We start from the raw sequence: 13,773 nt of genomic DNA on the forward strand, positions 1-13,773 counted from the left end.
GGCGTGACAGGATGGGCGGCGTGGCGGAGCGCATGATCGTCATCGGCGGCGACGCCGCCGGCATGTCGGCGGCGTCGCAGGCGCGTCGCCGCCGCCGCGACCGGTCCGACCTGGAGATCGTCGCGTTCGAGCGGGGGCACTTCACCTCCTACTCGGCCTGCGGCATCCCCTACTGGGTGAGCGGCCTGGTCGAGGAGCGGGACGAGCTGATCAGCCGCGATCCGCAGACCTTCCGCGACGACTTCGGCATCGACGTCCGCACCCGGCACGAGGTCACCGCCGTCGACCTGGACCGCCGCGAGGTGATCGCGCGGGACCTGGACGGCGGCGGCGAGGTCCGCGCCGGTTTCGACACCCTGGTGTACGCCACCGGCGCGTCCCCGGTGCAGCCGGACTGGGCGCGCGACGACGTGTCGGGCGTGTTCGGCGTGCAGACGCTGGGCGACGGCGCGGCGCTGATCGACTGGCTGGAACGCGAGCCCCGGCCCCGGCGCGCGGTGGTGGTCGGCGGCGGCTACGTCGGCGTGGAGATGGCCGAGGCGCTCGTGCAGCGCGGGCTCTCCGTCCAACTGGTGGAACAGGCCGACCAACCCATGTCGACCGTCGACCCGGACATGGGCGAGCTGGTGGCCGACGCGATGCGCGCCACCGGCATCGGCGTCCGCACCGGCCTCACCGTCACCGGGCTGGAGGAGCGGGACGGCCGGATCTCCGCCGTGGTCACCGACGAGGGACCGGTCCCGGCCGACGTCGTGGTCCTGGGTCTCGGGGTACGCCCCAACACCGCGCTCGCCGAGGCCGCCGGCCTGCCGATCGGGCCCTCCGGCGGCGTCCGGACGGACCGCCGGATGCGGGTGCCGGGCGTGCCCGGCGTCTGGGCTGCCGGTGACTGCGTGGAGTCGCTGCACCGGGTCAGCGGCATGCCGGTACACATCCCGCTCGGCACGCACGCCAACAAGCAGGGCCGCGTCGTCGGCATCAACATCGGCGGCGGCTACGCCACCTTCCCCGGCGTGATCGGCACCGCCGTCACCAAGGTCTGCGAGCTGGAGGTGGGCCGCACCGGGCTGCGCGAGCGGGACGCGCTGGACGCCGGCTTCGAGTTCGTCACGGTGCTGGCCCAGTCGACGAACCGGGCCGGCTACTACCCCGGCTCGCGTCCGATGACGGTCAAGCTGATCGCCGAGCGGCCCAGCGGGCGGCTGCTCGGGGCGCAGATCGTCGGCTGGTCCGAGGCGGCCAAGCGGATCGACGCGCTCGCCGTGGCGCTGTGGAACGGCATGACGGTGGACGAGATGACAGCGCTCGACCTGGGGTACGCGCCGCCGTACGCCCCGGTGTGGGACCCGGTGCTGATCGCCGCCCGCAAGGCCGTCGACGCCCTCGCCGCCGCTGTGTAAGGAAGGGCCCCCTATTAACGCCTCCGGTAGAGGAAGGGCCCCTTCTTAACACCGAGACCCGGGTTTGTCGGTGCCCGGCGTTAGCGTGTGCGCGTTGCCGGTCCGGCACTTCCCCTCGGAGGTAAACCCCCATGTCACAGGAGACGACCTACCTCGAACTGTCCGAAGTGGACGGTGGAGCGCACAAGTTCTACGAGGTGGTGGTCGACGACACCGCGATGACCGTGCGCTACGGGCGCATCGGCGACCAGGGCCAGGTGAAGACGAGCACCTTCCCGGACAACGCCCGCGCCCGCGCCGCCGCCGCGAAGAAGATCGGCGAGAAGGTCCGCAAGGGGTACGCCCCGGCGGTGCGCGGCGTACGCCAGAAGCGCACGGTCTCGCGCCGGCAGATCGTCAGCACCCGCTCCACCGCCCGCACCGCGCCGGTCCTCTGGCGGTACGCCTCGGGCGCGCCCGCCTTCGGCATCTTCGTCGACGACCGGCACTGCATGGTCGGCAACGAGCACGGCGTGATCACCACGCTCGACCACGACGCCCGGCTGCTCAACCAGGTCCGGCTCCCCGACGGGGTGAAGTGCATCGTCGCCGACGACGCCTGGGTCTACGCCGGCTGCGACGACGGCAACGTCTACGACCTGTCCGGCAAGGTGCCGCGCGCGGCGTACGCGATCGCGCCCGAGATCGACATCTACTGGCTGGACATCCACGACGGCGTGCTGGGCGTGTCCGATCGCGACGGCGGCATCTCGGCGATCGACCACGAGGACGAGTTCCTCTGGCGCCGGCCGGGGCGCGGCCGGTCCGCGTGGATGGTGCGCTGCGACGCCGACGCGATCTACCACGGCCACTCGCAGGGGGTCACCGGCTACGACTGGCGTACCGGGCGGGAACTGTGGCACACCGGCACCGGGGCGGTCCTGTTCGGCTGGCAGGAACGGGACGCCGTGTTCGCCGGCACCGGCACCCGCGAGGTGGTCCGCCTGCGCAAGGACGGGCGGGCCGAGCAGACGTACCGCTGTGACGCCGCGGTCTTCTCCTGCGCCACCGCCGAGGGCGGCCGGTACGTGTTCGCGGGCGACAGCGCGTCCTCGATCTACTGCTTCGACCAGGCCGGCAACCGGCTGTGGAAGCTGGGCACCGGCTGCGGCTCGGCGTACTCGATGCAGTACCACGACAATCGGCTCTACGTGGTCACCACGAGCGGCCACCTAGCCTGCATCGACGCGAGCGAGGCGGCGATCCGGGCGGCCGAGGCGGGCAGCGTGCCGGACGTGGTCGACGTGAAGGCGCCGGCCCGGCTGCCCGAGCCGGCCGCCTGGACGTCCGTCGAGGTGACCACCGACGACCGCGACGGCGTGCTGGTGCAGTGCGTCGAGCAGGGCGGCCGGCTGCGCGTCCACGTTCTGGCCGACGGCTACCGGCGGGACTGGCCGGTGCAGTTCCCCAAGGGCATCCGCGAACCGGGCGCGCGCTTCCTGGTCACCGAGATCCGCGAGTCCGGCCGGGGCGGCTTCTACCGGGCATACGGGGACATCCGCCGGCTGCGCTGAGCCGCCGGCCGAGTCGGAGGGCGGGTCGGCCGGGGTCCTCGGCCGACCGTCCCGGCGAATCGACAGGCCGACGGGGCAGCCGGCAACACATCGACGGAGTACGGTACCGACAGGAGAACTCTCCGTTACCGGTCAACCTCGGAAGGGGCACCGACATGCGAGTGTGGCGCATGGCCGCGACGGCTCTTCTCCTGCTGCCCGGCGGTGTCCTCGTCGCCGCGCCGCCCGCAACCGCCGCACCTTCCGCAACCGCCACGCCCTCCGCAACCGCCACGCCTTCCCCTGCGGCCGCGGCGGACCAGACGCCACCGGTGCTGGTGGACGTCACGGTCTCACCCGACGCGGTCTCCGTCTCGGGCGTCGACCTGGTGCCGGTGACGGTGACGGTGCACCTGACCGACGACACCGGCGTGGTCGAGGCCTCCGAGATGGACGGCGGCTCCCTGCCCTACGTCGGTCTGCGCCTCGTCGGCACGGACCGCACCGACGGCGCCGAGTTGTCGCTCACCGCTGGCACCCCGCAGGACGGCACCTGGAGCGCGACGATCCACGTGCCGTCGACCTGGAACGGCACCTGGGAGGTCCACCGTCTGGTGGCGACGGACGCCGCCTGGAACCGCCTGGACGTCGACCCGCCCGCCTCGGCGGACACCAGGCTGGAGGTCACCGGCACACACCGGCCCGCGGTCACCATGCGTCTCACCCCGAACCCGCTGGTCGGTGACGGACCGCTGACCGTGGCGGGACGGTTCTACTACGAGGACACCGGCGAGGGCATCGGTAACCAGCCCATCTTCTTCGGCACCGACAACCTCTGCGTTGAATATCACAGCGAGCCCAACGGCACCACCAAGGCCGACGGCACGTTCTCCCGGACCTATCCGAAGGGCGACAGCTACCTCAAGTGCGTCGGCATCACCCGTCCGTCCAACTCGAGGGTCGCACCGTCCTACATCGTCGTCACGGCAGACCATCCCCGGGTGAAGCCGACAGTCACGGCGAAAGCGAACCGCACCACCGTCACGCCCGGCACCACAGTCACCATCACCGGCGAGGTGAAGCCCGACGCCGGCTGGAACATCGAACTACAGCAACTCCAGGGCAGGACGTGGCGGAAGGTGGCCGCCGACCTGACGAGCGGAGACCGCGGCGCGTACCGCATCCCCATCACGCCGAAGACACCCGGCACCTTGCGCTACCGCGTAGTCGTCCCGAGTGAAGACCCGGCGACGGTCGGCGTGTCCGAGGTGGTCACCGTACGCGTGTCGACACCCGGCGGCGAGCCCTCGCCGGGCGGCGGCGGAGGCGGTGGCACCGTCGGAGGCGGAGGCACCGGAGGGCTTCCGATCACCGGTCCCGCCACCGCGCCGCCGGTGGCTGGCGGCGGGGCTCTCCTGATCGTCGGCGCCGGCCTGATGCTGCTGGCCCGCCGCCGCCGACCGATCTCAACCCCGGACGGGCGGTAGACCAACGGCCGGTAGGCCGGGCAGAACGACCCGTCCCGGACGGGCGGAAGGCCGGACAAAGGACCCATCCCGGCGGGCGGAAGGCCGGACAGGCGGAAGGCCGGGCATGACGACTTCCCCGGCCCGGCTCCCCGGCGCCGAGTCCCACCGCCGCCGGTCCGCAAGCTAGCGAAGGATCTCGGCATCGACTCAGCCAGCGCGGCACGGCCAGCACCCCACCCCCGCCCGCACGCCGCACCCCGCACCCCGCACCCCGCACCCCGCACCCCGCACCGGAACCCTGCACACCTGCCAGTTGATCAAGGAGTTTGGGGCGGATTCCTGATGCTCCGGTGACGCGAACTCCTTGGTCAACACCGGTACCGAGTGGTGCCCGCAGGCCGACAGCCGCGGCCCAGCTTGATCAACACCAGCTCGCCAAGGTGGTCGCATCAGCGGCTCCGCGACACCACCATCTCGGCGAGCTCGTGTTGATCATGGGCGATGATGCCGCCACCTCGGCGAGGTGGTGGGAGGCGCGCCCACCTGGGCGAGGTCCTCGCCCGCCGGTGAGCAGCCGGCGTTCCCTGATCGGGCCGGGCGGCGCCGAGGGCCTCGCTCGGCCAGGATGACCGGATGCGGTGTGACATTCCTGAGAGCCTGCGCTGGGTCGAGCGGACGGAGGCCGGGCGGGCCTGGCTCGCGGAGCTGCCGGACCGGCTCTCCGCGTGCGTCGCACGGTGGGAGCTGACGGTCGGGCCGCCGTTCGGGTACGCGTTCGCGTCGCTGGCGCTGCCCGCGACGCTGCCCGACGGGACGCGGGCGGTGCTGAAGCTGCAGTACCCGGACGACGACAGCCGTCACGAGGCCACCGCGTTGGCGCACTGGGACGGCCGGGGCGCGATCCGGCTGCTCGCCCACGATCCGGGCCGGCGCGCGTTGCTCGTCGAGCGCTGTGACCCCGGCACCCCGCTGTACGGCCTGCCGCCCGACGCCGCGCTCGACGTGGCGGTCGAGCTGCTGCCCCGCCTCGGGGTGCCGGCCGGACCGCCGTTCACTCCGCTCGCCGAGGAGGCGGCCGGCTGGGCGGAGCGGATGCCGGGCAACTGGCAGCGGGCCAACCGCCCGTACGAGCGGCGGCTGCTGGACGCCGCGCTCGGGCTGCTCGCCGACCTGGCGCCGAGCCAGGGTGAGCAGGTGCTGGTCAACCAGGACCTGCACGCCGGCAACATCCTGGCGGCGGGACGCGATCCGTGGCTGGTGATCGACCCGAAGCCGCTGGTCGGCGAGCGGGAGTTCGCGGTGGTGCCGCTGGTGCGCGGCGCCGAGCTGGGCCACTCCCCCGCGGCGGTCCGGCACCGGCTCGACCGTCTCAGCGCCGAGCTGGGCCTGGACCGGGAGCGGGTACGCGGCTGGGCGATCGGCCAGACGGTGGCCTGGTGCATCGGCGGCGACCAGGTCTTCCCCGGCAATGTCGAGGCGGCCCGCTGGCTGCTCGACGAGATGTGAGTCAGCCCGCCTGGCAGGTGGGGCACCAGTACAGGTTGCGTCCGGCCAGCGTGCCCCGGCTCACCTCGGTGCCGCAGACGTGGCAGGGCGCGCCGGGGCGGCGGTAGACGTACACCTCGCCGCCGTGCCGGTCGACGCGCGGCGCGCGGCCGGTGACCTCGGGCAGGTCGGCGTCGCGCACCGTGTCGATTCGACCCCGCTCGACCGCGCGGGTCATCAGCGTCACCAGGTCCGTCCAGAGTTCGGCCCAGCCGGCCGCGCTCAGGTCGCGGCCGGGCAGCAGCGGCGGCCGGCCGGCCCGGAACAGCGCCTCGGTCACGAAGATCAGGCCGGTGCCGGCCACCACCGACTGGTCCAGCAGCAGCGCGGCGAGCGGGGTGGGGCTGCGGCGGATCCGCGCGTACGCCCGGTCGGGGTCGGCGTCGGCGCGCAGCGGGTCCGGCCCGAGCCGGTCGCGCAGCGCCGTCACCTCGGGCGGGGTCAGCAGTTCGCAGGCGGTCGGGCCGCGCAGCTCCAGCCAGTTCCGGTCGCTGTGCAGGCGCAGCCGCACCTGCCCGACCGGGGACGGCGGTTCCCCGGGCCCGTCGGCGAACTTCCCGTACAGACCCAGGTGTACGTGCAGCGTCAGCTCGCCGGCGTAGTGGTGCAGCAGGTGCTTGCCGTACGCCTCGGTGCCGTCCAGGACGGTGCCGCTGAGGCGGGCCGCGCCCTCGGCGAAGCGGCCCTGCGGGCTGTCTGCGTGCACCTTGTCGCCCGCGAACAGCTCGGCGTGCCGGGCGGCGAGGCGGTGGATGGTGTGTCCCTCTGGCACAACGACCAAGCGTAGCCAGCGGATCGGACCGCCGGCGACGTCGGGTCCTGAGACGACGTTGAATCGATGTTCGTCGACTGAAAGACTGGCGGCGGTAGCGCTCGGGAGCCAGTGCGAGCCGCTCGATCTCGCCGGAGGGACAAGCGCGGGGTGATGTGCCACCCCGGTGCCGGGCAGTCGTCTCCGGCGCTCCGCCGTGCCGCTACGGCGGCGACATCGCGGTCCACCACCACTCCGGCGCCGACCGCCCCCGGCGCCCCCAGCTCGGGAGAGACACATGCTCCGTACGCTCGGCGCGGCACTGGCCGCCACCCTCACCCTGACCGGCCTGACCGCCTCGGCCGGTGCCGACCAGTCACCCGCCGCCACGGCGATGACGGCCGCCGCCACGGCGACGCCCACTCCCACGCCCACCTTCGCCTGCCCGCCGGCGCTGCCGGTCACCGGCCAGGTGACCGGGGCCACCGCGACCAGCGTCACCATCACCTACTGGATGGTGCTCAGCCCGCCCTGCGGCTACGACCCGCCGCTCCTCGTCAGCCTCTTCACCAGCCGCGAGGACGCCACCGCGTGGCGCAACCCGGTGGCCGAAGCCGTCACGGGGCCGGAGCGCCAGGGAAAGGTGACAGTCACCGGCCTGGCCCCCGACACCGACTACTGGTTCCGGTTCGGCGACACCCACGGCACACGGGACCCGTACGTGATCGGCGGGCCGGCCCGGACGTCGGGAACCTGCTCCGCGACGGCCACGATCGACGCCAGCTGGGGCGGTGGCTTCGTCGCCACGGTGACGGTGCGCAACGACGGCGCCGAACCGGCACCGGGCTGGCTCGTCTCCTGGCGCTGGTCGGGTGACGAGCGCATCCAGTCGGTCTGGGGTGGGGTGGCGGAGGGCACCGGCCAGGACGTCGCGGTCCGCAACGCCTCCTGGAACGGGACGCTGCCGCCGGGTGGCTCGACGACGTTCGGCCTGCTCGTGGCGGCCGGCGCGACGCCCGGCACCATCACGCCGAAGTGCGGCAGGTGACAGCCGTGCGAGGGACGACACGGTACGGCGCGGTCGTGGTGGCGCTCGCGGTGGCGCTCGCGGCGGCGGTGCTGGGACCGGCGGCGGGCGCGCTGGCGGCGCCGGTGACAGTCACCAACGGCACCCAGTTCACCGACACGAGCGGCGCCGTGGTGCACGCCCACGGCGGCGGCGTGCTCAAGGTCGGCGACTACTACTACTGGTTCGGCGAGAACCGCAACCCGGACAACACGTTCCGGGCGGTCTCCGTCTACCGCTCGACGGACCTGCGCACCTGGGAGTTTCGCAACAACGTGCTCACCCAGTCGTCGGCGGCCGAGCTGCGGGTCGCCAACATCGAACGGCCGAAGGTCATCTACAACGCCGCCACCGGCCGGTTCGTGATGTGGATGCACAAGGAGAACGGGTCCGACTACAACGAGGCCCGGGCGGCTGTCGCCTCCTCGGCCACTGTGGACGGCAGCTACACCTATCACGGCAGCTTCCGGCCGCTCGGGCAGCACATGTCCCGGGACATCACGCTCTACAACGACAACGGCACCGCGTACATGATCTCGGCCGCCGACGACAACTACGACCTGAACATCTACCGGCTCACGTCGGACTACCTCAACGTGGCCACCCTGGTGGGCAACTTCTGGGACGGCGCGCACCGCGAGGCGCCGGCGATGTTCAAGCGGGGCAGCACCTACTTCCTGCTGACGTCGGGGGCGACGGGGTGGAGCCCGAACCAGGCCCGGTACGCCACCGCGTCGAGCATCTCGGGACCGTGGAGCGGCTGGACCGACGTGGGCAACGGCACCACGTTCAACTCGCAGCCGGCGTTCGTGCTGCCGGTCCAGGGCACGTCCGGCACCAGCTACCTCTATCTGGGTGACAGGTGGGCCGGAGCGTGGGGCGGCCCGGCCAACGACTCCCAGTACGTGTGGCTGCCGATCGCCTTCCCGACCGCCACCAGCATGAGCCTGACCTGGTACCCGTCGGTCACCATCGACGCGGCGGCGGGCACCGTCACCGGCAACTCGCCCGCGTACTACCGCGTCACCGCCCGGCACAGCGGCCGGGTGCTGGACGTGATCAACGGCTCCACGGCGAACAACGCCGAGGTCAAGCAGTGGAGCTGGAACGGCGGCGGGAACCAGAGGTGGGAGTTCCAGGACGCCGGCGGCGGATGGTTCCGCCTCGTCAACGCCGCGAGCGGCAAGTGTCTCGACGTCGCCAGCGCGAGCACCGCCGACGGCGCCAACATCATCCAGTACACCTGCGGCAGCGGCGCCAACCAGCAGTGGCAGTGGGCCGCGCGCGACGGCTGGTTCCAGTTGCGGGCCCGGCACAGCGGCAAGTGCCTGGACGTCGTCAACGCCGGCACCGGCGACGGCGCGGACGTCCAGCAGTACACCTGCGGTTCGGGCACCAACCAGCAGTGGTCACGCACGGTGGCGTGACCGGACGGCACGCCTGAGCGTGCGGAGCGAGCCCAGGGGTGTCGATTTCGGCACCCCTGGGTACTTCCTGCATGTCATGCGCGGCCTCCGCGCCTGGATCAGGAGGTGCCACAGTGAAGATCCTGTCCCGCCGGAACGCTCCGGCGACCAGTACCGATACCAACGGCGACGGTGTCGTCGACGAACGCGACCGGACCGCCGAGCAGCCGGCCGACCGGCCGGTGGTCACCGACCGCGACGAGGAGCGGACCACGTACCGCAGCGCCGCCACCGCCACCGACGACGAGCGCGCCCGGGACGCGGCGACCGACCGGGACGCACGCGACCTCGACGCCACCACCGACGGCCGGACGGCGACCACGACGACCGGCCGCCGGACCGTGGCGGCCGACGACGAGCGGGAGGCGGAGGCACGGCGGCGGGCCGCGGACCGGGGCGCGGCGGCGCGTGCGGTCACCGGCCGCCGGGTCGACGCCGACACGCGGACCGTTCCGGTGACCGACGCGCGGACCGCCGGCGCGGCGCCCGTCGCCGAGCGCACCACCGACCTGGACCGCGACGGCCGCGCCGACCTCGACCGGGACGGCCGCCCCGACGGTACGGACACCGACGGCGACGGTCGGGTGGACCGGCCGGAGCCGTACACCACGAAGCGTCCCCGGGCCAGCCTGCTCGCCACGCTCGGCCTGATTGTCTCCGTGGTCGGGGCGCTGTTCGTGCTCTCCGGCACGCTCGCCGGGTACGGCATCGGCGTCGGCGCGGCCGGCGCGGTGCTGGCCGTGCTGGGCCTGATCGCCACCCGTCGCCGGCACGTGGCGGGCAAGACCGACGCGCTGATCGGCATCGCCGTCGGCCTGGCCGCGGTGGTGCTCGGCATCGTGGCGATGACCGGCCAGTTCGACTGGCCGACCACCGACGGCGACTGGGCGGGCCGCTTCCGCGAGTGGCTCGACTCACAGTTTGCCAACTGGTTCTGACGGGCACTGTCCCGATCGCCGACGCAGGGCGTCGGCAGCCTGATCAGCTCCGGTGGTTCACCGGCCGGGCAACACCTCTTTCGGGGGCGGCGGTTCGCCGCCCCCGAAGTGTGTCCGGCGTCGACGCAACGATCGTTCGCCACCCAGTGGCTCAACGCAACGATTCGCTGCTCAACGCAACTTCTCGCGGTGGATGTCGTCTACCCGGGCCGCATAACGTTGGACCACGGCGCCAGCCCGTGGGCCGACGGTGGCCGGGCGCGCCCGACCCTGGGAGCACGACATGACGATGGACGCCATCCGCCAGCGCTTTCTGATGTGCCGGCCGACGTACTTCGCCGTCGACTACGCGATCAACCCGTGGATGGACCCGACCGCCCCGGTCGACGCCGACCTGGCGATCCGGCAGTGGGAGCAGCTTCGGCGCACGTACCTCGACCTGGGCCACGAGGTCGACCTGATCGAGCCGGTCGCCGGCCTGCCGGACATGGTCTTCGCCGCGAACGGCGGCACCGTGATCGACGGCAAGGCCATGGCGGTGCAGTTCCGCGACCCGCAGCGCGCCGACGAGGCGCCCGCGTACCGGGCCTGGTTCGAGGCCGCCGGCTTCGAGATGTACGACCCGAAGCACGTCAACGAGGGCGAGGGCGACATCCTGCTGGCCGGTGACCACCTGCTCGCCGGCACCGGGTTCCGCACCGCGCACGCCTCGCACGCGCAGCTCCAGGAGGTCTTCGGCTACCCGGTGGTCACCATGCAGCTGGTGGATCCCCGCTTCTACCACCTGGACACCGCGCTCACCGTGCTCGACGAGCGCACCGTGGCGTACCTGCCGGAGGCGTTCTCCCCCGGCAGCCGGGCGGTGCTGCGCCGGCTGTTCCCGGACGCGATCCACGCCACCATGGCCGACGCCGAGGTGCTGGGCCTGAACGCGGTGAGCGACGGCCGGCACGTGGTGCTGCCCGCGCAGGCCACCGACCTGGCCGCGAAGCTGCGCGACCGGGGCTACGAGACCATCGGGATCGACCTGTCCGAGCTGCGCAAGGCCGGCGGCGGACCGAAGTGCTGCACGTTGCGACTCCGTCAGGGAAAGGCGAGCAAGTGATCATCGACGACATGCTGCGGACTCCGTCCGCGGTCCGGGACGCGGAGCGTCACACGGCGCACAACTACCACCCGCTGCCCGTGGTGATCTCGTCGGCCGAGGGCGCCTGGCTGACCGACGTGGACGGCCGCCGCTACCTGGACTGCCTGGCGGGATACTCGGCGCTGAACTTCGGCCACCGGCACCCGAAGCTGATCGAGGCCGCGCACGCGCAGCTCGACCGGCTCACGCTGACCAGCCGCGCGTTCATCCACGACCAGTTCGCCGACTTCTGCCGCGAGCTGGCCGCGCTCTGCGGCAAGGACCTGGTGCTGCCGATGAACACCGGCGCCGAGGCGGTGGAGACCGGCATCAAGGTGGCCCGCAAGTGGGGCTACCAGGTCAAGGGCGTCACGCCGGGCCAGGCCAACATCGTGGTGGCGGAGGGCAACTTCCACGGCCGTACGACCACCATCGTCAGCTTCTCCACCGACGAGGACGCACGCGCCGACTTCGGGCCGTACACTCCGGGTTTCACTGTGGTCCCCTACGGCGACCTGGCCGCGCTGACCGAGGCGATCGACGAGAACACGGTGGCCGTGCTGCTGGAGCCGATCCAGGGTGAGCAGGGCGTCGTGGTGCCGCCGGAGGGTTACCTGCCGGGTGTGCGCCGGGTCTGCACCGAGCGCAACGTGCTGTTCGTCGCCGACGAGATCCAGTCGGGCCTGGGGCGTACCGGCGCGACGTTCGCCTGCGAGCACGAGGGCGTCGAGCCGGACATGTACCTGCTCGGCAAGGCGCTCGGCGGCGGCATCGTGCCGGTGTCGGCGGTGGCCGCGAACCGCGACGTGCTGGGCGTGCTCCAGCCGGGCCAGCACGGCTCGACGTTCGGCGGCAACCCGCTTGCCTGCGCGGTCGCGACCGAGGTGGTCCGGCTGCTGGCGACCGGCGAGTTCCAGCGCCGCTCGGCCGAGCTGGGCGAGCGGCTGCACGCCGGTCTGCGCGGCCTGATCGGCAAGGGCCTGGTGGCGGTACGCGGGCGCGGCCTGTGGGCCGGGCTGGACATCGACCCGGCGCTGATGACCGGCCGGCAGGCGTGCGAGCTGCTGATGGAGCGGGGTGTGCTCGCCAAGGACACGCACGGTTCGACCATCCGGCTCGCCCCGCCGCTGGTGATCACCGAAGAGGAGATCGACCACGCGGTGGCGCAGCTCGCCGCCGTGCTGGCCGGCTGAGGCCGTACGCGAGAAGGCGCCGGGACCGCGACGGTCCCGGCGCCTTCGCGTGCGGGTCACTGACGTGGCAGCCGCATCGCCATCGTCGGCGCCTCGGCCATCACCGAGTTCGGGGTGTACGTGGCGTCGCTGCTCATCTTGGCGGCGCGGCCCACCTGCACGCCCGGGTACAGCTCGATCAGGTCCCCCTCGGCGAGCACCCGGGACTGCTGCGGCGCCAGCGCGATCCGCTCGTTCTCCGCCATCGAGCCACCCGGGCGTACGCCGGAGCCGTTGGTGCTGGTGTCGGTGACCACCACCTCGCCCACGCGCAGCTCCAGCCGGATGTGGCTGCGGCTGATCCAGCGCCGGGCCTCGTCGTTGAGCCACTGGCCCAGCGTCACCGCGCCCGGCCCCTCCGGCGCCCGGCCGACCTGCACCGGCTCGGTCTCGGTGAGCGCGAACCGCTTGCGCACCAGCCCGCCGATGCGCACCGCGAGCACCTCGGTACGCGGGCGCGGACCGGCGTCGGAGAGCCGAGCGCCGTGCCGGGGGCAGGTCGGGGCGCCGGTGCGCAGCGTGGGCGGCGGCTGCTCGGCCGGTGCCCGGTCCACGGCGGCCAGGTCGGCGAACGCGCCGCCGCCCCCGCCGCCGCCGAACAGCGCGCAGCCCGGTTCGGGGCAGCGCCACTGCCGGGAGAGCAACTTGACGCCGGCCGGTGAGCGGCTGCCGGTGGCCGGGTCCTGGCCGCCGCCGACGTGCGCGATGAACACCGGCCCACCGGCGCCGGGCACCGGGGCGAGCACGCGCCCGGCCTGCCCGAGCCACGGGTACCGGCCGACCAGCCCGTCCAGCCGGGCCCGGGTGAGCACCGGCAGGCCGAGCAGGTCGGCCACCTCCAGCATCCGGTCACCGGGCTGGTCGAGCACCTCCACCAGGCCGTCGTCGGCCCAGCGGCGGACCACCATCCGCTCGTTGGAGGTCAGGTCGGCGTCGGACAGCAGCGCCCGGTGCACGATCGCGTAGACCGGGACGCTGTCCTCACCGATCTGCCGGGACAGCGCGTCGATGACCATGCCGAGGCGCAGCAGGCTGGCCGGCCGACCGCCGTCCAGGTTCTGCCAGCGGATGACCTCGGCCAGGTCGACCACGGCCCGGGCCAGCGACGGATCGGTGCAGACCCGTCCCTCGATGGCGTCGAGCACCTTGCTGATCTCGAATCTCATGCCGCAGCTCCGCACGATGTCGTCCCGTGACGCGGCCGGGGTGGTACGCCCCGCCGTGCCGCGCGCCACCACCGTGGCGCGC

At 73.0% G+C, this 13,773-nt stretch carries 11 protein-coding genes; 9 read left to right on the top strand and 2 right to left on the bottom strand.

All coding sequences use genetic code 11. The annotated features are described in order from the left end of the window. Positions 1–20 precede the first annotated feature (20 nt). The 4 genes from HA073_RS21840 to HA073_RS21855 all read left to right on the top strand — a co-directional run bounded on the left by HA073_RS21840 (position 21) and on the right by HA073_RS21855 (position 5,907). Complete coding sequence (locus HA073_RS21840; protein WP_166457176.1) at positions 21–1,400, top strand: FAD-dependent oxidoreductase; 1,380 nt, start codon at positions 21–23, stop codon at positions 1,398–1,400. A gap of 131 nt (positions 1,401–1,531) precedes the next feature. Next, positions 1,532–2,953 (top strand): WGR domain-containing protein, encoded by a 1,422-nt coding sequence (locus HA073_RS21845; protein ID WP_166457177.1) that lies wholly within the window; start codon positions 1,532–1,534, stop codon positions 2,951–2,953. A 155-nt stretch (positions 2,954–3,108) separates the two neighbouring features. Next, positions 3,109–4,419 carry a hypothetical protein gene (locus HA073_RS21850; RefSeq protein ID WP_166457178.1) on the top strand — a complete coding sequence of 437 codons (1,311 nt, stop codon included), beginning with the start codon at positions 3,109–3,111 and terminating at the stop codon, positions 4,417–4,419. Between the two features lie 615 nt (positions 4,420–5,034). Further along, positions 5,035–5,907, top strand: coding sequence for an aminoglycoside phosphotransferase family protein (locus HA073_RS21855; protein WP_166457179.1), 873 nt, complete (start codon positions 5,035–5,037; stop codon positions 5,905–5,907). Position 5,908: 1 nt separating this feature from the next. Here HA073_RS21855 and HA073_RS21860 read toward each other — a convergent pair whose 3' ends face one another. Beyond that, positions 5,909–6,718 (bottom strand): Fpg/Nei family DNA glycosylase, encoded by an 810-nt coding sequence (locus HA073_RS21860; protein ID WP_166457180.1) that lies wholly within the window; start codon positions 6,716–6,718, stop codon positions 5,909–5,911. A gap of 277 nt (positions 6,719–6,995) precedes the next feature. Between HA073_RS21860 and HA073_RS21865 the strand changes: the two genes are divergently transcribed. From HA073_RS21865 to rocD, 5 genes are all read left to right on the top strand, one after another. Continuing rightward, on the top strand, positions 6,996–7,745 hold the full coding sequence (locus HA073_RS21865) for a cellulose binding domain-containing protein (RefSeq protein WP_064447860.1): 750 nt from the start codon (positions 6,996–6,998) through the stop codon (positions 7,743–7,745). 5 nt (positions 7,746–7,750) lie between these two features. Beyond that, positions 7,751–9,190, top strand: a complete 1,440-nt coding sequence (locus HA073_RS21870; RefSeq protein WP_199496151.1) for an RICIN domain-containing protein — start codon at positions 7,751–7,753, stop codon at positions 9,188–9,190. A 113-nt stretch (positions 9,191–9,303) separates the two neighbouring features. Next, positions 9,304–10,167 (top strand): DMT family transporter, encoded by an 864-nt coding sequence (locus HA073_RS21875; RefSeq protein WP_166457181.1) that lies wholly within the window; start codon positions 9,304–9,306, stop codon positions 10,165–10,167. A 289-nt stretch (positions 10,168–10,456) separates the two neighbouring features. Further along, positions 10,457–11,272 carry a dimethylargininase gene (gene ddaH, locus HA073_RS21880; RefSeq protein ID WP_181373781.1) on the top strand — a complete coding sequence of 272 codons (816 nt, stop codon included), beginning with the start codon at positions 10,457–10,459 and terminating at the stop codon, positions 11,270–11,272. Then, positions 11,272–12,486 carry an ornithine--oxo-acid transaminase gene (gene rocD, locus HA073_RS21885; RefSeq protein ID WP_181373782.1) on the top strand — a complete coding sequence of 405 codons (1,215 nt, stop codon included), beginning with the start codon at positions 11,272–11,274 and terminating at the stop codon, positions 12,484–12,486. Before ddaH ends, rocD begins: the two co-directional genes overlap by 1 nt. Positions 12,487–12,542: 56 nt before the next feature. Here rocD and HA073_RS21890 read toward each other — a convergent pair whose 3' ends face one another. Next, positions 12,543–13,691: an FHA domain-containing protein gene (locus HA073_RS21890; RefSeq protein ID WP_064447934.1), complete on the bottom strand. Its 1,149-nt coding sequence runs from the start codon at positions 13,689–13,691 to the stop codon at positions 12,543–12,545. Positions 13,692–13,773: the final 82 nt, after the last annotated feature.

It is taken from the genome of Micromonospora sp. CMU55-4 (assembly GCF_011602315.1).
In the GTDB taxonomy this organism is placed as follows: domain Bacteria; phylum Actinomycetota; class Actinomycetes; order Mycobacteriales; family Micromonosporaceae; genus Micromonospora; species Micromonospora chalcea.